Source organism: Rhizobium etli CFN 42 (genome assembly GCF_000092045.1).
In the GTDB taxonomy this organism is placed as follows: Bacteria; Pseudomonadota; Alphaproteobacteria; order Rhizobiales; family Rhizobiaceae; genus Rhizobium; species Rhizobium etli.
Genome location: NC_007761.1, coordinates 979025 through 1003277, shown reverse-complemented (window position 1 = coordinate 1003277; position 24253 = coordinate 979025). Strand labels below are relative to the sequence as shown.

Annotated in this window: 24 protein-coding genes; 15 read left to right on the top strand and 9 right to left on the bottom strand. The window is 62.2% G+C overall.

Annotated elements, in window-relative coordinates:
- Positions 1 to 10: 10 nt before the first annotated feature.
- Both ctaD and coxB read right to left on the bottom strand, forming a co-directional pair.
- On the bottom strand, positions 11 to 1711 hold the full coding sequence (gene ctaD / locus RHE_RS04800) for a cytochrome c oxidase subunit I (protein ID WP_011424300.1): 1701 nt from the start codon (positions 1709 to 1711) through the stop codon (positions 11 to 13).
- 17 nt (positions 1712 to 1728) lie between these two features.
- Positions 1729 to 2613 (bottom strand): cytochrome c oxidase subunit II, encoded by an 885-nt coding sequence (gene coxB, locus RHE_RS04795; RefSeq protein ID WP_011424299.1) that lies wholly within the window; start codon positions 2611 to 2613, stop codon positions 1729 to 1731.
- 474 nt (positions 2614 to 3087) lie between these two features.
- Here coxB and RHE_RS04790 point away from each other — a divergent pair, with 474 nt between their 5' ends.
- The 3 genes from RHE_RS04790 (at position 3088) to RHE_RS04780 (ending at position 6070) form a co-directional block, all read left to right on the top strand.
- A complete protein-coding gene (locus RHE_RS04790) occupies positions 3088 to 3750 on the top strand; it encodes an invasion associated locus B family protein (protein ID WP_073990364.1) in 663 nt (220 codons plus the stop codon).
- Between the two features lie 398 nt (positions 3751 to 4148).
- Positions 4149 to 5564: a metalloprotease TldD gene (gene tldD, locus RHE_RS04785; RefSeq protein WP_011424297.1), complete on the top strand. Its 1416-nt coding sequence runs from the start codon at positions 4149 to 4151 to the stop codon at positions 5562 to 5564.
- Positions 5565 to 5578: 14 nt separating this feature from the next.
- Positions 5579 to 6070: a GNAT family N-acetyltransferase gene (locus tag RHE_RS04780; RefSeq protein WP_011424296.1), complete on the top strand. Its 492-nt coding sequence runs from the start codon at positions 5579 to 5581 to the stop codon at positions 6068 to 6070.
- Between the two features lie 43 nt (positions 6071 to 6113).
- Here the strand turns inward: RHE_RS04780 and RHE_RS04775 are convergent, their stop codons facing one another.
- Complete coding sequence (locus RHE_RS04775; protein WP_011424295.1) at positions 6114 to 6656, bottom strand: NUDIX hydrolase; 543 nt, start codon at positions 6654 to 6656, stop codon at positions 6114 to 6116.
- Positions 6657 to 6871: 215 nt separating this feature from the next.
- Here RHE_RS04775 and RHE_RS04770 point away from each other — a divergent pair, with 215 nt between their 5' ends.
- Both RHE_RS04770 and RHE_RS04765 read left to right on the top strand, forming a co-directional pair.
- Entirely contained in the window at positions 6872 to 7513 is a 642-nt protein-coding gene (locus tag RHE_RS04770; RefSeq protein WP_011424294.1) for a DUF47 family protein, read from the top strand.
- Positions 7513 to 8526 carry an inorganic phosphate transporter gene (locus RHE_RS04765; protein WP_011424293.1) on the top strand — a complete coding sequence of 338 codons (1014 nt, stop codon included), beginning with the start codon at positions 7513 to 7515 and terminating at the stop codon, positions 8524 to 8526. Before RHE_RS04770 ends, RHE_RS04765 begins: the two co-directional genes overlap by 1 nt.
- A gap of 45 nt (positions 8527 to 8571) precedes the next feature.
- Here RHE_RS04765 and RHE_RS04760 read toward each other — a convergent pair whose 3' ends face one another.
- A complete protein-coding gene (locus RHE_RS04760) occupies positions 8572 to 8889 on the bottom strand; it encodes a nucleoside triphosphate pyrophosphohydrolase family protein (protein WP_011424292.1) in 318 nt (105 codons plus the stop codon).
- A gap of 76 nt (positions 8890 to 8965) precedes the next feature.
- Positions 8966 to 10249 carry a D-alanyl-D-alanine carboxypeptidase family protein gene (locus RHE_RS04755; protein ID WP_042119175.1) on the bottom strand — a complete coding sequence of 428 codons (1284 nt, stop codon included), beginning with the start codon at positions 10247 to 10249 and terminating at the stop codon, positions 8966 to 8968.
- Between the two features lie 212 nt (positions 10250 to 10461).
- Between RHE_RS04755 and RHE_RS04750 the strand changes: the two genes are divergently transcribed.
- Positions 10462 to 11499, top strand: a complete 1038-nt coding sequence (locus RHE_RS04750; protein ID WP_042118002.1) for a polysaccharide deacetylase family protein — start codon at positions 10462 to 10464, stop codon at positions 11497 to 11499.
- Positions 11500 to 11504: 5 nt separating this feature from the next.
- On the opposite strand, the gene pdxH is transcribed toward RHE_RS04750, so the two are convergent.
- Complete coding sequence (gene pdxH / locus RHE_RS04745) at positions 11505 to 12125, bottom strand: pyridoxamine 5'-phosphate oxidase (RefSeq protein ID WP_011424288.1); 621 nt, start codon at positions 12123 to 12125, stop codon at positions 11505 to 11507.
- A 65-nt stretch (positions 12126 to 12190) separates the two neighbouring features.
- Here pdxH and RHE_RS04740 point away from each other — a divergent pair, with 65 nt between their 5' ends.
- From RHE_RS04740 to RHE_RS04725, 4 genes are all read left to right on the top strand, one after another.
- Complete coding sequence (locus tag RHE_RS04740) at positions 12191 to 12649, top strand: RT0821/Lpp0805 family surface protein (protein WP_011424287.1); 459 nt, start codon at positions 12191 to 12193, stop codon at positions 12647 to 12649.
- A gap of 340 nt (positions 12650 to 12989) precedes the next feature.
- Entirely contained in the window at positions 12990 to 14174 is a 1185-nt protein-coding gene (locus RHE_RS04735; protein WP_011424286.1) for a DnaJ C-terminal domain-containing protein, read from the top strand.
- A 121-nt stretch (positions 14175 to 14295) separates the two neighbouring features.
- Complete coding sequence (gene fabI / locus RHE_RS04730; protein ID WP_011424285.1) at positions 14296 to 15114, top strand: enoyl-ACP reductase FabI; 819 nt, start codon at positions 14296 to 14298, stop codon at positions 15112 to 15114.
- Positions 15115 to 15134: 20 nt separating this feature from the next.
- Positions 15135 to 15725 (top strand): histidine phosphatase family protein, encoded by a 591-nt coding sequence (locus RHE_RS04725; protein ID WP_011424284.1) that lies wholly within the window; start codon positions 15135 to 15137, stop codon positions 15723 to 15725.
- A gap of 33 nt (positions 15726 to 15758) precedes the next feature.
- Here the strand turns inward: RHE_RS04725 and RHE_RS04720 are convergent, their stop codons facing one another.
- Entirely contained in the window at positions 15759 to 16019 is a 261-nt protein-coding gene (locus RHE_RS04720; RefSeq protein WP_011424283.1) for a DUF1344 domain-containing protein, read from the bottom strand.
- A gap of 352 nt (positions 16020 to 16371) precedes the next feature.
- On the opposite strand from RHE_RS04720, the gene aroC reads away from it, so the two are divergent.
- Together aroC and ribB are read left to right on the top strand one after the other, a co-directional pair.
- Positions 16372 to 17469: a chorismate synthase gene (aroC, locus tag RHE_RS04715; RefSeq protein ID WP_011424282.1), complete on the top strand. Its 1098-nt coding sequence runs from the start codon at positions 16372 to 16374 to the stop codon at positions 17467 to 17469.
- A gap of 8 nt (positions 17470 to 17477) precedes the next feature.
- The gene (ribB, locus tag RHE_RS04710) at positions 17478 to 18581 is read left to right on the top strand and encodes a 3,4-dihydroxy-2-butanone-4-phosphate synthase (RefSeq protein WP_020920570.1); all 1104 of its coding nucleotides are present in this window, start codon (positions 17478 to 17480) and stop codon (positions 18579 to 18581) included.
- A gap of 423 nt (positions 18582 to 19004) precedes the next feature.
- On the opposite strand, the gene RHE_RS04705 is transcribed toward ribB, so the two are convergent.
- Positions 19005 to 20003 carry a LysR family transcriptional regulator gene (locus RHE_RS04705; RefSeq protein ID WP_011424280.1) on the bottom strand — a complete coding sequence of 333 codons (999 nt, stop codon included), beginning with the start codon at positions 20001 to 20003 and terminating at the stop codon, positions 19005 to 19007.
- A gap of 144 nt (positions 20004 to 20147) precedes the next feature.
- Here RHE_RS04705 and RHE_RS04700 point away from each other — a divergent pair, with 144 nt between their 5' ends.
- Positions 20148 to 21080 (top strand): NmrA/HSCARG family protein, encoded by a 933-nt coding sequence (locus tag RHE_RS04700; protein ID WP_011424279.1) that lies wholly within the window; start codon positions 20148 to 20150, stop codon positions 21078 to 21080.
- 337 nt (positions 21081 to 21417) lie between these two features.
- Here RHE_RS04700 and RHE_RS04690 read toward each other — a convergent pair whose 3' ends face one another.
- Entirely contained in the window at positions 21418 to 22608 is a 1191-nt protein-coding gene (locus RHE_RS04690) for a winged helix-turn-helix domain-containing protein (protein ID WP_011424278.1), read from the bottom strand.
- Between the two features lie 345 nt (positions 22609 to 22953).
- On the opposite strand from RHE_RS04690, the gene RHE_RS04685 reads away from it, so the two are divergent.
- Both RHE_RS04685 and RHE_RS04680 read left to right on the top strand, forming a co-directional pair.
- Positions 22954 to 23628 carry an energy-coupling factor ABC transporter ATP-binding protein gene (locus RHE_RS04685; protein WP_011424277.1) on the top strand — a complete coding sequence of 225 codons (675 nt, stop codon included), beginning with the start codon at positions 22954 to 22956 and terminating at the stop codon, positions 23626 to 23628.
- Positions 23628 to 24236 (top strand): energy-coupling factor transporter transmembrane component T family protein, encoded by a 609-nt coding sequence (locus RHE_RS04680; RefSeq protein WP_011424276.1) that lies wholly within the window; start codon positions 23628 to 23630, stop codon positions 24234 to 24236. Before RHE_RS04685 ends, RHE_RS04680 begins: the two co-directional genes overlap by 1 nt.
- Positions 24237 to 24253 lie beyond the last annotated feature (17 nt).

Here is a 24253-nt window from a genome sequence, read left to right as displayed (position 1 = left end):
TCCGCGCGTCTTACTTGATGCGCGGCAACTGCTCCCACTGGTGGTAGGGCGGCGGCGAAGGCAGCTGCCATTCCAGCGTCGTCGCACCTTCGCCCCACGGATTTTCACCGGCGATGCGCTTCTTGGCGAAGGCCTCGAAGACCGAGAAGAGGAAGATCAGCACGCCGAAGGCCGAGATGTAGGAGCCGATCGAGGAAACATAGTTCCAGCCGGCAAAGGCATCCGGATAATCGATGTAGCGGCGCGGCATGCCTGCGAGGCCGAGGAAGTGCTGCGGGAAGAACACCAGATTGACGCCGATGAACATGACCCAGAAATGCAGCTTGCCGAGGAATTCGTTGTACATGTAGCCGGTCATCTTCGGGAACCAGTAATACCAGCCGGCAAAGATCGCGAAGACGGCACCGAGCGACAGAACGTAGTGGAAGTGAGCCACGACGTAATAGGTGTCATGCAGCGAGCGGTCGAGACCGGCATTGGCAAGCTGGACGCCGGTGACGCCGCCGACCGTGAACAGGAAGATGAAGCCGATCGCCCAGATCATCGGGGTGCGGAACGAGATCGACCCGCCCCACATCGTCGCGATCCAGGAGAAGATCTTCACGCCCGTCGGAACGGCGATGACCATCGTGGCGAAGACGAAGTAGCGCTGCGCATCGAGCGACAGACCGACCGTATACATATGGTGGGCCCAGACGACGAAGCCGACGGCGCCGATCGCGACCATGGCGTAGGCCATGCCGAGATAACCGAAGATCGGCTTTTTCGAGAAGGTCGAGATGATGTGGCTGATCATGCCGAAGCCCGGCAGGATGAGAATATAGACCTCGGGGTGACCGAAGAACCAGAACAGGTGCTGGTAGAGGATCGGGTCACCGCCGCCTTCCGGCGAGAAGAACGAGGTGCCGAAGTTGCGGTCCGTCAGCAGCATGGTGATGCCGCCTGCCAGAACCGGCAGCGACAGCAGCAGCAGGAAGGCGGTGATCAGCACCGACCAGGCAAAGAGCGGCATCTTGTGCAGCGTCATGCCGGGGGCGCGCATGTTGAGGATCGTGGTGATGAAGTTGATCGCACCAAGGATCGACGAGGCGCCGGCAATGTGGAGCGCGAAGATCGCCAGGTCGACCGCCGGTCCCGGCGTGCCGCTCGTTGCCAGCGGCGGATACATCGTCCAGCCGCCGCCCGTACCGTAAGCGCCTGCCGGGCCTTCGACGAACATCGACAGCAGGAGCAGCGCGAAGGCCGGAACGATCAGCCAGAAGGAGATGTTGTTCAGGCGCGGGAAGGCCATGTCGGGGGCGCCGATCATGATCGGCACCATCCAGTTGGCGAAACCGCCGATCATCGCCGGCATCACCATGAAGAAGATCATGATCAGCGCGTGCGCCGTCGTGAACATGTTGAACATCTGCTTGGCGCCGTCGATGGCGGCATCGCCCTCATAGCCGTAGACCATCGAGGCCAGGCCGTGGAAGATCTGGATGCCCGGCTCCTGCAGCTCCATGCGCATGGCCACCGACAGCGCGCCGCCGATGATGCCGGCGATGATCGCGAAGATCAGGTAGAGCGTGCCGATGTCCTTGTGGTTGGTCGAGAACAGCCAGCGATTGACAAAGCTCGGCTTGTGCCCGTGATCATGGTGATCGTGATCATCATGCGCATGGTCGTGGCGGGCGTGAGAATGATCGTCGTGAGCGGAAGGTCCAGCCATTGTCCCGATCCCCTTAATTACTGTGCTTCGGCGACGTCGACGGTCTTTGCGGGACCATCGGTTGCGGCCATGAGTGTCTTGTAGGCGCCGGGCAGGTCGCTGGCGGCTGCGGTCAGCCACTGCTTGTACTTGTCCTCGGAGACGACGCGGATGGCGATCGGCATGAACGCATGGTCCTTGCCGCAGAGCTCGGAACACTGGCCATAGAACAGGCCTTCGCGCTCGGCCCTGAACCAGGTCTCGTTCAGGCGGCCCGGCACGGCGTCGATCTTGATGCCGAAGGACGGCATGGCGAAAGCGTGGATGACGTCGGTGGGGGCCGCGGTCACGAGAACGCGCACCGTCTTGTTGACCGGCAGCACCAGTTCGTTGTCGACGGCGAGCAGTCTCGGATAGACCGACTTGTCTTCCTTGCCGGCGGCCGCACGATCCTGATCCTTCAAGAGGTAGGAATCGAAGGCGAGCGGAGTCTCGCCCGAACCTTCGTATTCATAGTTCCACTGCCACTGGGTGGCGGTCGCCTTGATCGTCACGTCAGGATTTTCGGGCAGCGTCAGCTGCGCCGTCAGAAGATTGAACGAGGGAATGGCGAGGAAGAGCAGCACCAGGACCGGCCCCACGGTCCAGATGACCTCGATCAGCGTATTGTGGCTCGTGCGCGACGGAACCGGGTTGGCGCCGGCGCGGAACTTGAAGCAGACGACGATGAGCAGGATCAGAACGAAGAGCGTGATCGGAACGATAAACCACAGGGTATATTGTTCGAACCAATGAATTTCCCGCATAATCGGCGTCGCCGCCGGCTGCAGCGTCGCCTGCCACGGCGTCGGCTGGTCGGCATATGTGCCGGAAGCAAAAAGCAGACAGACCAGTGCGGTCAGAGCTGCATAAGCCTTCTTCATCACCTTATTATCTCCCTCGAGCGCTTGACCTGCAAAATCGAACGCAGAATCCTTGCCATCTTCAGCGCTTCAAACCACAGTTTGGCATTTGCCGCAACAGGCCAGAGCAATTGTCTATGCGGCATTTTTGCTTAGAGCCCTTCCTGGTTAGATTGAAGCATTGTGTTGGCTCAAACGGAGTCGGATGGTCGACCGGCTCGGACGTACCAAGGGGTATGCCCGTCGCCAATCGCCTCTGCCCTGACGCAAACCTGCTCCGGCAGAATGCTTCAATCTAACCAGGAAAGGCTCTAAAGCACAGGCAGGCCGAACGGCAAAACATCCCAAGTTGTTCATCAGCATATGAAAGATGCGCTTTCCGGCCGATTCGACCACAGTACATTATTTGACAAAGGTCCAATTTCTGCCGCAGTCCCCCGGTTTTCACGGGGTGGGGCTTTTCATTTCCGGTGGGCAGCTTCAACAATAGCCGCAATGATTCGATATCCAGAGGTTTCCATGGGTTTCCGTTCCCTCGCGCGGTCGCTTCTCGTGACTGCCAGCATCGCGGCCGCAGCGGCGACGCCCGTCTTCGCACAGCAACCCGCTCCTCCCCCGGCCCAACCCGCCACACCAGCACCGGCCGCCCCTGCCCCCGCTCCGCAGCAGCCGAATGCCGCGAGCCCGCGTGCCGAGCAGGTGACGCCCGGCCAGACGCAGCCGCAGGCGCCCGGCACGGTGAAATCCAACCACGGCGCATGGTCCGTCGTCTGCGACAAGCCGGCCGGTGCGGCGACCGAACAATGTGCGCTGATGCAGAACGTCATCGCCGAGGACCGGCCGGAGGTCGGGCTTTCCGTCGTCGTGCTGAAGACGGCCGATCGCAAATCGAAGATCCTGCGCGTGCTGGCGCCGCTCGGCGTACTCCTGCCGAACGGCCTCGGCCTCAATGTCGACGGCAAGGATATCGGCCGCGCCTATTTCGTCCGCTGCTTCGCCGATGGCTGTTATGCCGAAGTCGTGCTCGAGGACGAGCTGCTCAAGACCTTCCGCAGCGGCGCCCAGGCCACCTTCATCGTCTTCCAGACCCCGGAAGAAGGCATCGGCATCCCTGTCGACCTCAAGGGCTTCGCCGAAGGTTTCGACGCCCTGCCCTGAGGGCTGCTGATATGTACCGCGGCCTATCGGTCCCTCTTCTCCCCTCGGGGAGAAGGTGCCCGGAGGAGGGGGCCGCAAAGCCGGCCTTCCAATAAGAAGAACGTTCATCCGGACTTCGGCCGCACTGGCATGGTCTCGACTGTCTTAGAGTCGCTGCCATCGGCGTGGTTGGACAGGAGTTGAGAGGGCGTGCCGTGTGGCCCCTCATTCGCCTGCCGGCACCTTCTCCCCGAGGGGAGAAGAGATATGCCGCGCGCTTCTTTGTCCCACTCGTCTATCACCTTCTCCTGGAAATCTTGCCCGACACAGAATATTCCGCGACAGGGCTTCACTCTTTATCAGTTGAAGCCCTATCTAGGTGAGTAGGCGCATTCCCGCATGCCCATTGGAGCCAGACCATGACCACCGATCTCCTGACGCTTTTCGACGCCGACGAAGCCACGATGCGTGGTCTCGTCGCCGAGGCGCTCGCCGGCGCCGACGACGGCGAGCTGTTTATCGAGCATGCCCAGGCCGAAGCGCTGACCTTCGACAATGGCCGGCTGAAGGGCGGTAGCTTCAACACCGAACAGGGTTTCGGACTTCGCGCCGTTGCGGGCGAAGCCGTGGGTTATGCCCATGCCGGCGACCTCTCGGTGGCGGCGCTGAAGCGGGCGGCCGATGCGGTCGGCGCGGTGACGCGCGGCTATTCCGGCACCTATGCCGCGGCTCCCCAGGGCACCAACAAGAAATTCTACGGCGACCAGAACCCGATCGGCCAGCCGAGTTTCGAGGAGAAGGTCAAGGTCCTGCAGGATATCGACGCCTACCTCAGGGGCAAGGACGACAAGGTGCGGCAGGTAACCGCCTCGGTCGCGGCGAGCTGGCAGGTCGTCGACATCCTGCGCGCCGATGGCCATCGTGTGCGCGACATCCGGCCGATGACCCGCATCAACATTTCCGTCGTCGTCGGTGAAGGCGAGCGGCAGGAGAGCGGCTCCTACGGCAGCGGCGGGCGCATCGGCTTCGGCGATTTCATCGCCGAGGGCAGCTGGCGGTATGGCGCCGACGAAGCGCTGCGCCAGGCGCTCGTCAATCTCGAAGCGATCGATGCGCCGGCCGGTACCATGGATGTCGTTCTCGGTTCCGGCTGGCCGGGCGTAATGCTGCATGAGGCGGTCGGTCACGGGCTGGAAGGCGATTTCAACCGCAAGAAGACGTCGGCCTTTGCAGGCCTTCTCGGCCAGATCGTCGCCGCGCCCGGCGTGACCGTCGTTGATGACGGCACGATCGACAACCGCCGCGGCTCGATCACCATCGACGACGAGGGCACGCCGTCCGGCTACAACGTGCTGATCGAGAACGGCAAGCTGGTCGGCTACATGCAGGACCGGCAGAATGCCCGGCTGATGGGCATGGCGCCTACGGGCAACGGCCGCCGCCAGGGCTATGCCCACGTGCCGATGCCGCGCATGACCAACACCTATATGCTCGGCGGCGACAAGACGCCCGAAGAGATCATTGCTTCGGTGAAGAAGGGCATCTATGCCGTCTCCTTCGGCGGCGGCCAGGTCGACATCACCTCTGGCAAATTCGTTTTCGGCTGCACCGAAGCCTATCTGATCGAGAACGGCAAGCTCGGCGCGCCGATCAAGGGCGCCATGCTGATCGGCAACGGCCCGGATGCGATGAAGCGGGTGTCGATGATCGGCAACGACATGAAGCTCGACACCGGCATCGGCAATTGCGGCAAGGCCGGCCAATGGGTTCCGGTCGGCGTCGGCCAGCCGCATCTGCGCATGGATCAGGTGACGGTCGGCGGTACGCAGACCTGAGACGGGAGGAGCCGATGGCGGAGATCGAAATCAGACCTTTTGCCGACGGCGATGCCGACGACGTGCTTTCGGTGATCCTGCCGATCCAGCGCGAAGAGTTCGGCATCGACATCACCGCCGATGCGCAGCCGGATCTCAGGGTCATTCCGGATTTCTACCAGTCCGGCAAAGGCCAGTTCTGGGTGGCGGTCAAGGATGGCGTCATCGTCGGCACGGTGGGCTTGAAGGATATCGGCAACAACCAGGCGGCGCTGCGCAAGATGTTCGTCGCCGCCGAGGTTCGCGGCCGTGAATATGGCGTGGCGGCGCGGCTTCTCGAGCGCCTGTTCGACCACGCCAGAGATGCCGGCCTCACCGACATCTTCCTCGGCACGACGGACAAGTTCGTCGCCGCGCATCGCTTCTACGAGAAGAACGGCTTTGTCGAGGTCGCCAAGGGCGCCCTGCCCCGGGCCTTCCCGCTGATGGCAGTGGACAGCAAGTTCTACCGCTATAAGGTCGGCTGACGAAAGAGAATGTCATTCCGAAAACTTTCGGCGGGTCTCGGTCTTAGGCTTTCGGCAGTTTCACCACCATTTTTTCAACCTTGCCCAGCAAGCTTTTCAGTCCGGGCTCGCGGACGAGAGCAGCGGCTTCGAGAGGCGGGAGCCATCGGCTGTTTCGTTGTTTTTCCTCCGGAAACTTCTCATCAATTTTTTCGGCTTGCAAGAGATGGACCTGAACGACGGAAGGAACGCGTTCACCGTTGGCCAGCATCTTGATATAGGTGTAGAAGCCAAACAGGCGCTTCCTGGCCTTACCCTTCACCCCGGCCTCCTCCCAAGCCTCGCGCTCGGCAACCTGGTGGGGTGCGAGCTTCGCAATAGGCCAGCCCTTGGGAATGATCCAGCGGCCACTGTCGCGCGATGTGATCAGGAGGACCTCAACCAAGTTGTCGCCGACTTTTCGGTAACAGATCGCCGCAAACTGCTCGATTGCTTCCCCCCTAAAGAGCTGGTCGGTCGCGCCTGCCAGCCGGCCGAGATAGGATCTAGCTTTCTTCGGCATTGGCTTCAGCCTCCGCGGCCGGCCATCATTGGTGGCGGAAGCCATGGTAATCTCCTGAGCGCTAGATTAATCGTGAAAAAGAAGCCTGGGACGCTGAACCAAGGTTCGGGCGCCGCCAATGTTCCTCAACTATATCTCTACTTCAAGAGCGCCGTTGTCACAAATCTGTCATAAACTTAAATTCACCCCTATCTCTTCAATGGGATACGGTTTAGGACGGCTGGTCGCCTATAGCGCAGACCAAAGATTACGAGGTGTTCATGCTGGGTTGGTTTCGAAAGTTGATGCCGCGCGAAGACCGGTTCTTCGTCCTTTTCGAACAACATTCCAGAACCATCGTCGACGCCGCACAGGCTCTGGAAAGGTTGCTGTCGGGCATAGAGATCGAGCATCAATGCGAAACGATCGTGCGGTTGGAAGATCAGGCCGACGATATAACCCGCGAAGTGATGCAGGCCGTCCGGCGGAGCTTCATCACACCTTTCGATCGTGGAGACATCAAGGATCTCATCCAATCCATGGATGATGCGATCGACATGATGCACAAGACCGTCAAAACCATCCGGCTCTTCGAGCAGACCAGCTTCGATCCGGGGATGCAGGAGATGGGCAAGACTGTTGTGGAAGCTGCCAATCTCATTGCCGAAGCCATTCCGTTGCTTGATCGCATGACCGCCAATGCGCCGCGGCTTTCTGCCATCGTCGAGCAGGTCACGCGGGTGGAAGGGCGCTCCGACGAGTTGCACGAGCGGGGGCTCAAGGATCTGTTCCGCCGGCACGGCGCTGGCAATGCGATGGCCTACATGATCGGCAGCGAAATCTACGGTGAGTTGGAGAAGGTGGTCGACCGTTTCGAGGACGTCGCCAACGAGATCAGCGGCATCGTGATCGAGAATATCTGATGGATGTCGCGCTCGCTCTTCCGCTTCTTGTCGGCCTGATCGGCGTCGCGCTGCTGTTCGATTTTCTCAATGGCCTGCATGATGCGGCCAACTCGATCGCAACAATCGTCTCGACACGGGTCCTGCGGCCGCAATATGCGGTCTTCTGGGCGGCATTCTTCAATTTCATCGCCTTCCTGTTCTTCGGCCTGCATGTGGCCGAGACGCTCGGGACCGGCATCATCGATCCGGCGATCGTCACGCCGCAAGTGATTTTCGCGGCCTTGATCGGCGCCATCGTCTGGAATGTCGTGACCTGGGTCTTCGGCATTCCCTCCAGTTCATCCCATGCTCTGGTCGGCGGGCTGGTCGGTGCGGGCCTTGCCAAAACCGGCTTGAGCGCGATCGTCTGGAGCGGTCTTCTCAAGACCGCCGCCGCTATCGTCATGTCGCCGATGATCGGTTTTCTTTTGGCACTGTTCCTCATCCTGGCGGTAACCTGGATCTTCATCCGGCAAACGCCTTTTGCAGTCGATCGGTCCTTCCGTTTCTTGCAATTCGTGTCGGCGTCGCTCTATTCGCTCGGTCATGGCGGCAATGACGCCCAGAAGACGATGGGCATCATTGCCGTGCTTCTTTACTCGCAGGGCTATCTCGGTGGCAGCTTCCACGTGCCGCTCTGGGTGGTGATCTCATGCCAGGCGGCGATGGCGCTCGGCACCTTGTTCGGCGGCTGGCGCATCGTCCATACGATGGGCTCGAAGATCACCAGGCTGAACCCGATGCAAGGATTCTGCGCCGAAACGGGCGGCGCCTTGACGCTCTTCGGCGCCACCTGGCTCGGCATTCCGGTTTCCACCACCCACACCATAACCGGCGCCATCATCGGCGTCGGCGCCGCCAGGCGCGTGTCTGCGGTCCGCTGGGGTCTGGCGGGCAATATCGTGGTGGCGTGGATCATCACCCTGCCCGCCGCCGCGATGATCTCGGCGCTTGCGTTCTGGCTGGTAACCGGATTGAGCGCAGTCTTCTAAAGTCGGTCGCGATCTCTCGGATCCGGATGCGCAATGCCGCAGTGCTTACGCCTCCGGTGTCTGCGCCGGCTGAAACCGCCACTTCCGTTCGATCGCGGCGGCAAGGTCGATGTCGTTGCGGCGGGCAAAAAGCAGGATATGGCCGAGCAGGTCGGCGGTCTCGTCGGCGAGGTCGCGGTCGAGCTCTTCCTGCGTCCGCTCTCTGCGGCGACTGCGGCCGGTCAACCGGTTCCAGGCCTGGGTGAGTTCGCCGACCTCCTCCTGCAGCTTCAACAAAAACCAGTCGGCGTCGCGTTCGATGCCGTTGGCCGCGGCATATTTGGCCGATGAGGTTTCGAACTGGTCGGCAAGCGATCTCAACATCGGTGTTCCCCTTTTGTTTACGGAAGAGACGCTGATTCCCGATGCTTGTCCAGAGTGGATTGCCTGGGTGCGGCGATCAGCCGTGGTCCGGCAGCAGCATGCAGTCGTAGGAGCGCTGCTTCAGCGCATCGCAGGCGGAGACGGCGGCATCCTTGCTGGCGAAGCCGACAAAGCGGGCGCGATAGATCTTGTTGGCGCCCGTTCCGACCGCCTCAGTGTAGGGCGAGGCGGAAACCAGCGGCGCGCCGCCTTCCGACTGTGCCTGTGCAAGAAGCGCTCGCGCCGCATCGGCACTCGGCGCGGCCGAAATCTGGATCTGCCAGGTTCCATCGGTCTTCTCGGCCGGAGCCTTGACGGCCTTGCCGGCATTCAGAATCTCGTCCATCGCGACCGGACGCTCCATCGGCACGACGGCGTCATCGGCATAAGCCAAGCTCTTTGTTGCGAGATCTTCGTCCGGGCGCTGCGCGTTGAGCGGCACCGGAACGTCGGAAGCGCCAGACGCGGAAGCGACTTCCACCGGCTCCCTGGCGCCGACGCTCGCCATCAGCTTGGCGCCGCCTGATGACGAGGCGCGGCCGAGATAGCGGTCGAGCAGTGCCTCCATCCTGGCATCGCGGCTGCGGGCGGTGCGGCCGCCGAGCACGACGCCGACGACACGGCGGTTGCCGTCCCTGACGGCGCTGACGAGATTGAAGCCCGACGCGTTGGTATAACCCGTCTTGATGCCGTCCATGCCCTGGTAGCGGTACATGAGATTGTTGTGGCCGCGCACGGTCTTGCCGCGGAAGTTGAAGCTCGCCATCGAAAACAGGCGGTATTCGTTGGGAAAATTCTTCATCAGCGCCACGCCGAGCGTCGACATGTCGCGCGCCGTCGTCACTTGGCTGCTGTTCGGCAGGCCCGATGCATTGACGAAGACGGTGCGGCTCATGCCGAGCTGGCGGGCCTTGGCCGTCATCATCCGGGCAAAACCGCTCTCCGAGCCGCCGAGCGTCTCGGCCATGGCGGCGGCGGCGTCATTGGCGGATTTGACGATCATGCCATAGACCGCCTCGCGCACCGTGATGGTGCCGCCCGCCTTGACGCCGAGCTTGGTCGGCGGCCGCGCGGCAGCGTATTTCGACATTTTGATCGGCGTATCCCAGGCGATCTTGCCGCGTTTCAGCGCCTCGAAGGTGAGATAAAGCGTCATCATCTTCGTCAGCGAGGCCGGATGGTTGAGCGTATCGGCGTTTTCTGATGCCAGCACCTTGCCGGTCCGGGCATCGAGGATCAGCGAGGCGCTACCGGCAAGAGCCGCAAGCGGCGCCGAAACGGCCAGCGTTACGGTCAAAACAGCCGCCAAAAGCTTTCTCATGGAGTTCCCCCTGATGCGCTGGCTCTCGATCGGGCCGGCCATGTGTCGTAATGTGACAGAAGCCGCAAGTTTGGCGCGACTTTGCGGCAACGCCTACCATTTTTCTAGCCTTTTCACGGTCTTGGTTAACAAAAAACGAAAGAAGTTGTGCAAAATCGGGAGCAAGGCTTAAGCTGCGGTTGCTAGTTTGCCGCAAAAGCAATGGGCGGCGCATGACGGGGCAATTGAAGCGATTGGCAAAAAGGGCGGCGATCGGCGCCGGGCTCGAGGCGTCCTGGTTGATCGCCGCGGCCGGCCTCATGCGCCAGTCGCGCGGGCGCGGGGTCATCTTCACGCTGCATCATGTCCGCCCGCAGCGCGCAGAGACTTTTGCGCCGAACGCGCATCTCGAAATCACCCCGCACTTTCTCGATGCAGCACTGCGGCGGCTGACCCGCGATGGCTATCGCTTCGTGCCGCTTGACGAGCTGCCGGCGCTGTTGTCCGCGCCGGAGGGCGGCAGACCGTTTGCGGCCTTTACGCTCGACGACGGCTACATCAACAACATGGAGTATGCGCTGGCGGTATTCGAGCGGCATCGGACACCTTTCACCGTGTTCGTGACCAAGGGTTTTGCCGAAGGCTCCCACAGCATCTGGTGGGAAACGCTCGCCGTCCTATTGCGGCAGGCAAAAGAAATCCGCTTCGATTTCGGCCGCGGCAGTGAGCGGCTGGCGCTCGACGGGCCGCGGCAGCAATGGGAGGCATTCGACCGTTTCGCCCGGTATATCCACCGCTTCGACGAGGCGCGCGCCGTCGCCACCCTTGATATGCTGGCCAGGGAAAACGGCATCGAGCCGACCGATATCGTGCGCGATCTGGTGATGAGACCGGCGCAATTGCAGCGGCTCGCCCGACATCCGCTTGCAGCGCTCGGCGCCCATACGATCAGCCATCGCGCGCTTGCCCGCCTGTCGGAGGCCGAAGCGCGAATTGAGATGGAAGTTTCGGCCGATTACGTCGAGGCACTGACCGGCGTCCGTCCCGCCGCGATCGCCTATCCCTACGGCACGCCGGAGGCGGCGGGCGCCCGCGAGGCGGGGCTTGCCGGCCGGCTGGGCTTTTCGGTCGCCGTCACCACGCAGCCGGGGCTGCCGGCAGCAGGGAAAACCAGCTATCTCCCGCGCATGTCGCTGAACGGCTTCTACCAGAAGCGGCGCTACGTCTCGGCGCTTGCCTCCGGCATTCCGCTGAAACTGATGGGCAGGTAAAGCAGTCAGGGATACATCCGCACCTTTTCCCACGCCCCGACTGGAGACGGGCGGCGGAATTCTATGCGGTCATGCAGGCGGAACTGCTGATCTTTCCAGAATTCGATCGAGGTCGGCCGGATGCGGAAGCCCGACCAATGGGGAGGCCGGGGTATCTCGCCAATGGCGTAGCGGGCGGTGTATTCGGCCACCGCCTTCTCCAGCGCGAATCGGCTTTCGAGCGGACGCGATTGTTTGGAGGCCCAGGCGCCGATGCGGCTGCCGCGCGCCCGCGTCTTGAAATAGGCGTCGGCTTCGGCGTCGCTCACGATCTCGACGGGCCCGCGCAACCGCACCTGGCGGCGCAGGCTTTTCCAGTGGAAACACATGGCGGCTTTCTTCTGCCCCAAGATTTCGCGACCTTTCTGACTCTCGAAATTCGTGTAGAAGACGAAACCGTCATCGTCGAATCCCTTGAGGAGCACCATGCGGACATTGGGAAGACCATGCTCATCGACCGTCGCCAGCGCCACGGCATTGGGATCGTTCGGTTCGGAGGCCTCCGCTTCCTTCAGCCATTCGGCAAAGAGCTTGAAGGGCTCGCCACTTTCGGTAAAGTCACCGCTTGTTAACTCGTTTGCCGACATATTGGTTCAAATGCCCCGGATTATTCAAAACTCGCCCAGCTTTTGATAACTGGACAGGACGCAGGGTGGAAGTCATAGCAAAGTCATATCGCCATACAAAGGGCCTGCGGCAACGCAGCAGTGCCTTCCTGATCGTCGGCGCCGCAATGCTGTCGCTCTCCGGCTGCCTTGCGGGCGGGATGGATTTCTTGAGCGAAGCCAAGGTCGACCGGTCGGTGGCCACCGGCACCGTGCCGCAGACGCCGCCGAGCACCGACACCCTCTCGGACGAGATGACGGTGCGCAACGCCGTGACGTCGGCCGATGTGAACAAGCTCGAAGGCCAGCCGCTTCCCTGGGCGAATGCATCCACCGGCAGCGCCGGCGTCATCGATACGATCGTCGAGAACAATGAGTCAGGCCAGGTGTGCCGGCAGTTCCGCACGACCCGGCATTCCTATGTCGGCATTGCCAAATTTTACGGCAAGACCTGCCTCGTCGGCGGCGGGAATTGGCAGCTCTTGAGCTTCCAGCCGGAAAGCTGACGCGAATCCGGCGGGAAAGCTGACGCCAATCCGGCGGGAGAGCTGACGATAATCCGGCGGTAACTTTGATCTGCCGGAACCGATTCGGTGCGCCGACAAGTTAACGGCCGCCGGTTGTCCGCCGAATGCTTAGCAAAGAGCTAACCATTTACGGCAAAACACTCCCCATCCCTCCATAGAAATAAGAAGTGATTAGCAACTCGGCCGCACGATCGGTCTCGAGAGTGGCTCTGCCTGCCTTTGCGGCCGGTGGCGCCTCACATGTTGATAGTGGACTTCGATATTGGCGGGGATGCCGGGCAAGGACAGGCGCCCGCATCGCAACACCGGCGGTTTTGACATGCGCGATCCTTACAAAATTCTGGGCGTCAGGCGCGACGCGGCGGCAGACGAGATCAAGGCGGCCTGGCGCAACATGGCCAAAGCTGCCCATCCCGACCACAATCAGGATGATCCGACGGCGACCGCCCGGTTTGCCGAAATTGGCCGCGCCTATGAAACGCTCCGAGATCCGCGCAAGCGCAGCCTGTTCGACAATGCCGTGCGGATGGCGGAAGCCAAGAAGCAGGAACAGACGATCATGCAGCAGCGCCAGGCCGCGCGCGAGGCTGCAGCCCGCGCCAAGGCGGCGCAGGCCAATGCCGAGCGGGTGATGGAAGAACTCGCGCGGGCGGCCCAGAAGACCGCAGCCGAAGGCTCCAAGCAGCAGGCCGCTGCCGGTGAAGGCGCCGAAGAGATGGTCGAACGCATTTTCGGGGCGCAGACACGCGCTGCGGCAGGCGGCCAGGCGCAGGGCCGCGCGCAGGCCCAGAATCAGCAATATCAGCAGACGCCGAATCAACAGACACAGGGCCAGGCACAGGCCGAAGCGGCCAAGCGCGGGGATGGCGATGCCACCGAAGCCGAGGAGGAAACCGGCGAGGCATCAAACAATGCCGGCGCCAACCTGCCGCTGCCGCTGAGCATTCTGACATCGCTGGTGCGCCGTTTCACCGGCGCCAAGGATACCGGCCTCGAAAAAGCGCCTGACGAGGTGACGACGGCGACGGTGACAATCGACGATGTGCTGAAGAGCGGCTGGATTAGCGCTTCGCTGCCGGAAGGCCGTGAAATCGGCTTTGCATTGCCGGCAGGCACGACCGATGGTCACGAGATCCGGCTGAAGGGACAGGGCTTCAAGCTGCCGGGCATGCAGCGCGGCGATGCCGTCGTCAATATTCGCATTGCCCCCGACCCGCGCTTCACCGTCGACGGCTTCGATCTGCACGCTGTGCTGCCGCTCAGCATCGAAAATGCCGTGCTCGGAACCGAGACGCGTATCGACGGACCGGCCGGGCCGCTTGATATCACCGTTCCCGCCTGGTCGGGCTCTGACAAGACGATCAGGATTCCCGGCCAGGGATTACCGCGGGAGGACGGCAGCAGAGGCGATCTCGTCGTCGAATTGCGCATCATCCTGTGGGAAAAACCCGACGACAAGATCACCGATCTCATGCGGAGCATGCGCGAAGGCCTGTTCCTGTGAAATTTTTATGACATTCGCACCCTTTGTTACGATCCCTAACAGTTGATGATCCAGGCCAAGCTTGAACCGATTAACGGCCTATGCCATAGGCAGGATCGATCAGAATCCTAGGGAGCGAAATATGGCTCAAGCATCCGGCCTCATGGCAGGCAAACGCGGCGTCATCATGGGTGTCGCCAACAATCGTTCGATTGCGTGGGGTATTGCCAAGGCCATTCATGCGCAGGGCGGAGAAGTTGCGCTCACCTATCAGGGCGATGCGCTGAAGAAGCGTGTCGAGCCGCTCGCGGCCGAAATCGATGCGACGCTGGTCGGCCATTGCGACGTCGCCGACGAAGCCACCATCGACGCGGTTTTCGAAAACGTCGAAAAACTGTGGGGCAAGATCGATTTCCTCGTGCATGCGATTGGCTTTTCCGACAAGGACGAGCTGACCGGCCGCTACATCGACACCTCGCCCGACAATTTCAACAAGACGATGCAGATCTCCGTCTATTCCTTCACCTCGGTCGCACGCCGCGCCGAGAAGCTGATGACGGAAGGCGGCTCGATGCTGACGCTGACCTATTACGGCGCCGAAAAGGTGATGCCGAACTATAACGTCATGGGTGTCGCCAAGGCCGCCCTCGAAGCGAGCGTCAAATATCTCGCCGTCGATCTTGGGCCGCAGAACATCCGCGTCAACGCCGTTTCGGCTGGACCGATCAAGACGCTCGCCGCCTCCGGCATCGGCGATTTCCGCTATATCCTGAAGTGGAACGAATATAACGCCCCGTTGCGCCGCACCGTCACCATCGAGGAAGTCGGCGATGTCGGCCTCTATCTGCTGTCCGACCTGTCGCGCTCGGTCACCGGTGAAGTGCACCATGCCGACAGCGGTTATCATGTCATCGGCATGAAGGCGGTCGACGCGCCCGATATTTCAGTCGTCAAGGACTAAATGCCTCCGGAGTCTGAACCGTGCTTATCTATGTGATCAGACACGGTCAGACGGACTGGAATGCCGAGCGCCGCCTGCAAGGTCAGAAGGACGTTCCGATGAATGCCATCGGCCTGGAACAGGCCCGGCGGAACGGCATCGCGCTGGCCGAGATTCTCGGTGAGACGGTCGGCGAATTCGATTTCGTCGCCAGCCCGCTCGGACGCACGCGCGCGACCATGGAGATCATGCGCGCCGCCATGGGCCTGACGCCGCTTGCCTATCGCACCGATCCGCGGCTGGTGGAGATTTCCTTCGGCGACTGGGAGGGCTCGACACTCAAGGAACTGAAGGCGACGCAGGCCGAGCGGGTGGCCGAACGCAACGCCTCGAAATGGGATTTCATCCCGCCCGGCGACGATGCGGAGAGCTACGAAATCCTCTCCTGGCGCACCGGCGCATGGCTGCGCTCCGTCGATCGCCCGACCGTCTGCGTCACCCATGGCGGCGTCATCCGCACGCTGTTCCAGGCGATTGCCGAGCTGCCGAAGAGCACCGCCGCGGAAGGCGGCATTCCACAGGACCGGATTGTCAGGATCGATACGAGCGAGCGGACGATCGTCTGGCTGTAGAACTTCCTACGCCGATCTAGGCCGTAGGACCGCCTACTTGACGATATCGAGATCGTTGATGACGCGTTTGCCGTCAATTTCGGTATAGAAGACGATCACTTTGACGCCGGCTTCGAGGCCGTCGAAGTTGAACTCCTCGGGTGCCTGATAGGTCTTGCCGTCGTCGAGCGTCAGCACGAGATTGGCCGTGTCGACCTTCTTGATCGTCGCCTCGACATCGGCGCTCTCGGCAAAGCCGCTCATCGGCGACAGGAAACTTGCTGTGGCCAAAAGCGTGGCGACGACGAAACGCATTGCAACAATCCTTTTGAAACGCTGCACGAGAACACTGGCCACAGATAAGCTCCTGAATATGGCGAAAATTGCCCGTAACAATGGCTTTTCCCGCCCAATTGATGAATAGGATTTTAAATATAATCAAGATGTCCTGTTAACCCCCCGCGTCCGCCTCGCGGCCGCTGCGTCGTCCCGTGGCCGGTATCCTGGCGGCTATCCCTGGCGCGCAGGGAAACAGCATTTCGGCAGCGGCCGGTTTGACGCAAAGAAAGGCTTTTGCCTCGACGGCTTTTTGGCCTATGAGTGTCGCGCCTTTTTGAAGCAATGGCGCGGCCGGCGGCGACCGGCCCTGGCGCCACCGTGGGAACACATGTCGCACAATACATTCGGTCACCTCTTCCGCGTAACCACCTGGGGCGAAAGCCATGGTCCGGCGCTCGGCTGCGTCGTCGACGGCTGCCCTCCGGGGCTGCGCTTCAAGCTTGAAGATCTCCAGGTCTGGCTCGACAAGCGCAAGCCTGGCCAATCCCGCTTCGTCACGCAACGGCGCGAGGACGACCTCGTCAAGGTGCTGTCCGGCGTCATGCTCGATGCCGATGGCGAGACGATGACATCAACAGGCACGCCGATCTCGATGCTGATCGAGAACACCGACCAGCGCTCCAAGGATTATGGCGAGATCGCCCGGCAATACCGCCCCGGCCATGCCGACTATACCTATGACCTGAAATACGGCATCCGCGACTACCGCGGCGGCGGCCGCTCCTCGGCGCGCGAAACCGCCGCGCGGGTTGCAGCCGGCGGCATCGCCCGCCTGGTCGTTCCCGGTGTGACCGTGCGCGGCGCGCTGGTGCAGATCGGCAAGCACAAGATCGACCGCCGCAACTGGGACTGGGACCAGGTCGATCAGAACCCGTTCTTCTCCCCCGATGCGGCGATCGTGCCGGTCTGGGAAGAGTATCTCGACGGCATTCGCAAGGCCGGCTCGTCGATCGGCGCGGTGATCGAAGTGATCGCCGAAGGCGTGCCCGCCGGTCTAGGCGCGCCGATCTATTCGAAGCTCGACCAGGACATCGCCTCGCTGCTGATGTCCATCAACGCCGTCAAGGGCGTGGAGATCGGCAACGGCTTTGCCGCGGCCGAAACCTCAGGCGAAGACAATGCCGACGCGATGCGCATGGGCAATGACGGCACGCCGATCTTTCTTTCCAACAATGCCGGCGGTATTCTCGGTGGGATCTCGACCGGACAGCCTGTTGTGGCGCGTTTCGCCGTCAAGCCGACCTCCTCGATCCTGACCGAACGCCAGTCGATCGATGCCGACGGCAAGAATGTCGATGTCCGCACCAAGGGCCGGCACGACCCCTGCGTCGGCATCCGCGCCGTGCCGATCGGCGAGGCGATGGTCGCCTGCGCGATCGCCGATCATTATCTTCGCGACCGCGGCCAGACCGGCCGTCTGAAATAGGAGCGTCCATGTCTTACGATCAGAAACGCGTCGTCGACGCCATCAGGGCCTTCGAGGCCGGCGAAATCGTCGTCGTCATGGACGACAATGACCGCGAGAACGAGGGCGACCTGATCGTCGCCGCCGTGCACACCACGCCGGAAAAGATGGCCTTCATCGTGCGCCACACCTCCGGCATCGTCTGCGCGCCGATGCCGAAGGAAGAGGCCAAACGCCTCAACCTCAACGCCATGGTGGCGGAAAACGATTCCGCCCACACGACCGCCTTCACCGTCTCGGTCGATTTCAAGCACGGCACGACGACCGGCATCTCGGCCGACGACCGGACGCTGACGGTGCGCAACCTCGCCAACCCGAATGTCGGGGCGGCCGATTTCGTCCGTCCCGGCCACATCTTCCCGCTGGTTTCGCGCGAAGGCGGCGTGCTGATGCGCTCCGGCCATACGGAAGCCGCCGTCGATCTCTGCCGCCTCGCCGGCCTGCCGCCGATCGGCGTGATCTCCGAACTGGTCAATGACGACGGCACAGTCACCCGCGGTCCGCAGGTGGTCGAATTCGCCGAGCAGCACGGGCTGAAGCTCGTCTCCGTCGCCGATCTCATCGCCTATCGCCAGCGCAAGGAAACGTTGGTCGAGCACGGCGCGAGCTTCGACATCGACACGCCCTTCGGCAAGGCCAAGGCCCATACCTATGCCCTGCCCTGGGACCCGATGCAGCATCTCGCCGTCGTCTTCGGCGACATCCGCGACGGCGTCGACATCCCCGTGCGCCTGCATCCGGAAAATGTCGCCGAGGATCTTTTCGGCAGGAAGAGCCCGGTCGATTTCTACATGGAGAAGATCGCCGCGGAAGGGCGCGGCATCATCGTCTACCTGCGTGAAGGCTCCGTCGGCGTCGGCCATTATGACAATGGCCGCAAAGCGCGCAACCAGGGCCGCGAAGCCCATGCCGAAGCGCAGAGCCGCGAAAGCGAATGGCTGGAAATCGGCCTCGGCGCCCAGATCCTCAAGGATCTCGGCGTCAGCTCGATCAAGCTGCTCACCAGCCGCGAGCGCCACTATGTCGGTCTGGAAGGGTTCGGCATCAAGATCAGCAAGACGGAGATCTGCTAGTCCAGGCAGTGCCCCCCATAAATGCGAGCGGCTGAGATCGGTGGGAAACTGACCCACCGATCGTCGCCAGCGAAAGACAACCAGCTAGAGCTTTTCCGGGTTAGATTGAAGCATTCTGTTGGCTCAAACGGAGTCGGATGGTCGACCGGCCGGCGCGCGTCGTAGCCCAGCTCTACGGCCAAGCCGGCCGGTCGATCAGCCGGCCCGTTTCAGCCAACCCTCCCGCAGATTTGCCCGGCAAATCTGCAAGACTTGGAAATCGCCGGACGCACTGATCGCTTCGCCACGGCGAAGCGGTGCGGCCGGTGGGCCGGGCATGTTTCCGCCAGGATCAGAGGCGATCGGCTCGGACGTAGCTGGAGGTATGCCCATCGCCAATCGCCTCTGCCCTGACGAAAACCTGCTCCGGCAGAATGCTCCAAGCTAACCCGAAAAAGCTCTAGAAGCTTTCTTGCTCGAGCGAGGCGCAGCCTCCTTCGCCCGTCTTACGGCGCCCGACGGCTCGCGCTGTGAATTATGTTGGTTTGCGACAAGCTCGCGCGGCACCCAGGCCGCGACCGCGTCGATAAAAGCGCGCACTTGAGGCGGCAAGAACGCGCGCTCGGGGTAGACGAGCGCGATCTGCATTTCGGCGCCGAGGACGCCGGCAAGCACCTGCACGAGCGCGCCGCTTTCGAGGTGCGGCGACACGAGGCCGCGCGGAAGGAGCGCGATGCCAAGCCCGCTTATGGCGGCGTCGCACAACAGGGCGATGTCGTTCGAAAAGAAAGCGCCGTCGACGTGGAGCTTACCGCCGGAGGCCAGTGGCCAGTGGGTCTCCGGCAGCTCGCCGCGCGCAAAGCCAAGAAGGCAGCGGTGGGTCCGCAGATCGCGTTGCGTACGCGGCGTGCCGCGACCGGCCAGATAGGCGGGCGCCGCGACAGCGATCATCGGGTCGCGAAAAAGCGTGCGCGCGATGAGGCCGGGCTGGAGCTGGCTGCTGGCACGAAGCGCGACGTCGTAGCCGCCGTGGAGGATATCAACGAGCTGGTTCGAGATGTGAACATGGACGCGCAGCTCTGGGTAGAGGCTGGCGAATTCGCAGAGCATCGCATGGAAGCTCACGCTCATCATCGGCGGCACCGAGACGCGTAGATCGCCGCGCACGACATCGTCGGTCATCCGCACGCTCTGTTCGGCGAGCCGCACGGCCTTAAGCGCGATGCAGGCCTGCCGATAGAACACCTCTCCGATATCCGTGAGGACAAGGCTGCGCGTGGTGCGGCGCAGCAGCCGCGCGCCCAGACGCTCCTCGAGGCGAGCAAGACGGCGGCTCACGGTCGCGCGCGGAACGCGCAGCTCGGCGGCGGCACGAGAGAGGGACTTGGCGTCGACCGTCTTGGTGAAGGCGACGAGTTCGGCGGTTTCCACGGGATCGCTCATATGGATCAAATCCTGGCAAATGATGTCAACTGTTGAAGCATTGTTACGAATTTCGATCCGCCGCAAGATGGTGCCGCAGATGATCGAGAGGGCCGCTTCCGCGTCAGCGCGGCGCGCCTCAAGCTGAAAGTGAAAGAGCTACAGATGGTATCCAACGGAAAGAAACTGATCGCCGTGTTCGGTGCGACGGGAAACCAGGGCGGCGGCGTTGTGCGGGCCCTGAAGACGAACGGCCAGTTCAATGTGCGCGCGCTCTCGCGCGACCCGGGCAAGTACAAGGGCGTCGCAGATGAAGTCGTCGCTGCGGATCTGGACCGGCCGGAGACGCTTGCAGCGGCCCTCGACGGCGTGCACGGCGTCTTTCTCGTCACCAACTTCTGGCAAGACGGCATCGACGAGATCAAGCAGGCAACGGCGGCGATTCAGGCCGCGAAAGCTGCAGGCGTCAACCATCTCATCTGGTCGACCCTTCCAAACGTCGAGGCGATCAGCGGCGGCAAGTTCGACGTTCCCCAATTCACCGGGAAGGCTAAGGTTGACTCGTTTGTGAAGAATGCCGGATTTCCACGGCACACCTTTGTCATACCGCCCGCCTACTATCAGAACTTCGCGGGACCATACGGTCCGCAAGTGCAGCAGGATGGAAGCTTGGGTTGGACGCTGCCTATCGATCCGACGGTACGTTGCCTTCACACTGGCGACGTCAACGAACTGGGCAACATCGTGGCTGGTGCATTCGCACATCCGGAAGAAACTGGCAACGGCGCATATCTTCCGCTGGTCGGCGCCTTCCTGAGCTTCAATGAACTCGTAGACACGTTGAACCAGTTGGGCCACAAGGTCTCGTTCACCCAGGTTCCTCGGGAGGTATACGCAGGCTTCTTCCCCGGGGCTGACGCGTTAGGTGATACGCTGGCCTATTACGAGACCTACACCTATCTTGGACCGGGCTCACACGACGATCAAATCGCGCGCGCGAACAGGGTAGCAGGCAAGACGCCGACTACATTTGCATCATGGGCTCGGGACAATTTCCGGCTCGGCGCAGCTTCCCGGCTTGAACATCACGCCACTTAAAATCAGGCACTAGAGCATGTCTGAACCGCGCGTCTGCGCCGTGAATGGTCTCTCCTGCCTACCCCACCCTCGGTCATGCTGGGCCTTGAGCCGAGCATCCACGCCCGATACGTCAGCAGCAGCCGCATGGATCCCAGGCTCGAGGCCTGGGATGGCGGATAGGTGGTTGACGTTCTTGCCAAACTCGCCGGCGGCGTACAGAGACATACCGCGGCAGGTACTTCATTAAGCGGGCACTTACTACGCTCTCTCTCATTCCTGTTTTCGAGCTTGACCCTGGGCTTGCCCCTAGGACAGGAACGAGGGAGTGCGGGGTAACGGGCAGCGGATAATTCGCTTACCCCCTCCACCCTTCCAGCAACACCACCTTTTCCACCCCGGCAAACCGCGCCACCCGCTCCAATTCCGCTTCCAGCTTCTCCAGCCTTCCTGCCGACGGCTTGACGCCCGGTTCCAGCCAGAGCCGCTTGACATCGAGTGTCGATTTCTTCCGGTCCGCCTTCATATCGATGCGGCCGATCAGCCTGTCGCCTTCGAGCAGCGGGAAGACGTAATAGCCATATTCGCGCTTCGGCTCGGGCACGAAGACTTCGATGCGGTAGAAGAAGCCGAACAGGCGTTCGGTGCGGTTGCGGTCGCGGATCATCGGGTCGAAGGGGCTGAGCACGCGGATGCGCGGCGGTGCGTCGGGATGACTGTCGAGCGCCGAGAAGAAATCGGCGAAGGCCCAGGAGGCGCGCGGCTTGTCGCCGGTCGCCGGCTCGATCAGCACTTCGGTCAGCTCGTCGCGATGGGCCGATACCCAGGCCTTGGCTTCCTCAGGCGAGACGAGGTTCCAGAAGGCTGCGATCTCGCCATGCGTGGCAAAGCCGAGGCGGGTGAGCGCGCTGCGGCAGGCCCAGTCGACGAAGTCTTCCCGGCTGACCTCCGGCTCGCGGAATTCCGCCGGAATGACCCGCTCGGTCAAATCATAGATCTTCTGGAAATTCGAGCGGCCGGCGATGGCGAACTTGCCGGTGTGCCAGAAATATTCGAGCGCCGTCTTGTTCGGATGCCAGTTCCACCAGCCGCCGGACACATGGCCGTCCGCTTTGACGTCGCGCGCCAGCATCGCGCCGTCGCGACGGACACGCTCATAGGTCTCCTCGAAAGCCGCCTCGAAACCCTCGCCGCGCCACTTGCGCCAGCGCTCGACCAAGACCTTCTCCTGATGGCGGAATTTGTGCTTCCAATAGACGAAGAAGGCGCTGGGCAGGATCGAGGCGTCGTGCGTCCAGTGCTCGAACAGCGCACGTTCCTTTTCGAGCAGCGCCTTCAGATGCTCGCGCCGATAGGTTTGGTTGCGGGAAAACAGGATCTGATGATGCGCCCGCTCCACCGTCTGGATACTGTCCACCTGGACGAAGCCGAGATCGTGGATCAACTGCAGCAGGCCGGCCTTGGTCAAGGCGCGGTTTGGTGGGGCGCTGAGGCCCTGCTTGGCAAGAAAGACGCGGCGGGCATCGGAATTGGACAGCAGATTCGTCATGGCGATATCATAACGCGGAAAATCTTCCTAGCCACCCGATATCGACAGCGAGATTTGCTCTTTCACCGAGGAGGGTCAACCGTATAGAAGGAGCGCTGTCAGGTTGGCGCCGATTTCTGCCCCTCACCCTAGCCCTCTCCCCGTTCTGACGGGGAAAGGGGACGTGCCCCATGAGAGGCAACTGGGGACGGAGAGGTCGCGGCATATCCCCTTCGCGCCGTTTACGGGGAGAAGGTGGCGGCAGCCGGATGAGGGGCTGTTTCGTAAATCTCCCCAATATAAGGCGCTCAAGCGTCGCATGATGTTGACCTCCTGTGTCACGTCACCGAATGCAAGGTAGTTGGTTTGAACATTCAATTCGAAAGTGCGGGTGTCAGTTTCGGAGCGCGGGTGGCGCTGGAGCCGCTGACGCTCGCTATCACCGGCAAACGCATCGGCGTCATCGGGCTGAACGGCTCGGGCAAGACCACCTTTGCGCGGCTGATCAACGGGTTGACCAAGCCTACCACCGGCCGCGTCATCGTCAACGGCCGCGATACGGCCGACGAGAAGACGGTTGTCACCGATGTCGGCTTCATCTTTCAGTCGCCGCAGAACCAGATCATCCTGCCGATCGTCAAGGACGACATTGCCTTCGGGCTGAAGCGGCGCGGCCTCAGCAAGGCGGAGATCGAGGCAAGGGTCGAGGGGGTGCTGGCCCGCTTCGGCGCCGAGGCGCTGGCCGATCGCCGAGCGCACGAGCTCTCCGGCGGGGAGCTGCAGGTGGCCGCGCTCTGCTCGGTGCTGGCGACCGGCCCGGGCATTCTCATCCTCGACGAGCCGACCAACCAGCTCGACCTCAAAAACCGGGCGCTGGTCGAGAGGATCATCGCCGGACTGCCGGAAAGCGCCATCGTCATCACCCACGACCTCGAGCTGATCGCCGGTTTCGAGCGGGTGCTCGTGTTTCACGAGGGTCGGCTCGCCGCCGATGAGCCGGCGGCCGAAGCCATCGCCCGCTACAGGGAGATCGCCGCCTGATGCAATCGCTCTACGTCGAAGGCAACAGCCGCATGCACCGGCTCTCGCCGCGGGCAAAGCTCCTGTCGCTGACGGCCTTCGCCATCCTGCTGTTCATCAGCCACAATCTGCTTCTGCTCTCGGGTGCCGTGCTGGTGGCGGCGGTTCTCTACGGTACGGTCGGCCTGCCGATCGGCGAGGCGTTGCTACGGCTGCGGCCGATCTTCCTGACGATTGCGGTTGTCGCCCTCTTCAACCTCATCTTCAACCCTTGGCAGGCGGCACTCGTGCCGGTGCTGCGGCTGACGGCGCTGATGCTTCTCGCCGCCAGCGTGACGGCGACGACGACCATTACCGAGTTCATCGACGAGGTGACGGCGCTCGCCCGCCCGCTCGAACGCACCGGCCGGGTTCAGGCCGACGATATCGGCCTCGCGCTCGGCCTGGTACTGCGTTTCGTTCCAGAGATCGTCAACCGCTATCAGGCGATCCGCGAGGCGCACAAAGCTCGCGGGCTGAAGGTCCGGCCGACGAGCCTGCTTGCGCCGCTGATCATTCTGACGCTGAAGGACGCGGATAATGTGGCCGCTGCGATTGACGCGCGCCGCATTCGGCGGCATGGAAGTTAACGATTTCTTAATACGGA

Excerpts from the sequence above, each read along its gene's own strand:
- ctaD (WP_011424300.1), bottom strand. The coding sequence starts at position 1,711 with ATGGCTGGACCTTCCGCTCACGACGATCATTCTCACGCCCGCCACGAC.
- coxB (WP_011424299.1), bottom strand. The coding sequence starts at position 2,613 with ATGAAGAAGGCTTATGCAGCTCTGACCGCACTGGTCTGTCTGCTTTTT.
- RHE_RS04790 (WP_073990364.1), top strand. The coding sequence starts at position 3,088 with ATGATTCGATATCCAGAGGTTTCCATGGGTTTCCGTTCCCTCGCGCGG.
- tldD (WP_011424297.1), top strand. The coding sequence starts at position 4,149 with ATGACCACCGATCTCCTGACGCTTTTCGACGCCGACGAAGCCACGATG.
- RHE_RS04780 (WP_011424296.1), top strand. The coding sequence starts at position 5,579 with ATGGCGGAGATCGAAATCAGACCTTTTGCCGACGGCGATGCCGACGAC.
- RHE_RS04775 (WP_011424295.1), bottom strand. The coding sequence starts at position 6,656 with ATGGCTTCCGCCACCAATGATGGCCGGCCGCGGAGGCTGAAGCCAATG.
- RHE_RS04770 (WP_011424294.1), top strand. The coding sequence starts at position 6,872 with ATGCTGGGTTGGTTTCGAAAGTTGATGCCGCGCGAAGACCGGTTCTTC.
- RHE_RS04765 (WP_011424293.1), top strand. The coding sequence starts at position 7,513 with ATGGATGTCGCGCTCGCTCTTCCGCTTCTTGTCGGCCTGATCGGCGTC.
- RHE_RS04760 (WP_011424292.1), bottom strand. The coding sequence starts at position 8,889 with ATGTTGAGATCGCTTGCCGACCAGTTCGAAACCTCATCGGCCAAATAT.
- RHE_RS04755 (WP_042119175.1), bottom strand. The coding sequence starts at position 10,249 with ATGAGAAAGCTTTTGGCGGCTGTTTTGACCGTAACGCTGGCCGTTTCG.
- RHE_RS04750 (WP_042118002.1), top strand. The coding sequence starts at position 10,462 with ATGACGGGGCAATTGAAGCGATTGGCAAAAAGGGCGGCGATCGGCGCC.
- pdxH (WP_011424288.1), bottom strand. The coding sequence starts at position 12,125 with ATGTCGGCAAACGAGTTAACAAGCGGTGACTTTACCGAAAGTGGCGAG.
- RHE_RS04735 (WP_011424286.1), top strand. The coding sequence starts at position 12,990 with ATGCGCGATCCTTACAAAATTCTGGGCGTCAGGCGCGACGCGGCGGCA.
- fabI (WP_011424285.1), top strand. The coding sequence starts at position 14,296 with ATGGCTCAAGCATCCGGCCTCATGGCAGGCAAACGCGGCGTCATCATG.
- RHE_RS04720 (WP_011424283.1), bottom strand. The coding sequence starts at position 16,019 with ATGCGTTTCGTCGTCGCCACGCTTTTGGCCACAGCAAGTTTCCTGTCG.
- aroC (WP_011424282.1), top strand. The coding sequence starts at position 16,372 with ATGTCGCACAATACATTCGGTCACCTCTTCCGCGTAACCACCTGGGGC.
- ribB (WP_020920570.1), top strand. The coding sequence starts at position 17,478 with ATGTCTTACGATCAGAAACGCGTCGTCGACGCCATCAGGGCCTTCGAG.
- RHE_RS04705 (WP_011424280.1), bottom strand. The coding sequence starts at position 20,003 with ATGAGCGATCCCGTGGAAACCGCCGAACTCGTCGCCTTCACCAAGACG.
- RHE_RS04700 (WP_011424279.1), top strand. The coding sequence starts at position 20,148 with ATGGTATCCAACGGAAAGAAACTGATCGCCGTGTTCGGTGCGACGGGA.
- RHE_RS04690 (WP_011424278.1), bottom strand. The coding sequence starts at position 22,608 with ATGACGAATCTGCTGTCCAATTCCGATGCCCGCCGCGTCTTTCTTGCC.
- RHE_RS04680 (WP_011424276.1), top strand. The coding sequence starts at position 23,628 with ATGCAATCGCTCTACGTCGAAGGCAACAGCCGCATGCACCGGCTCTCG.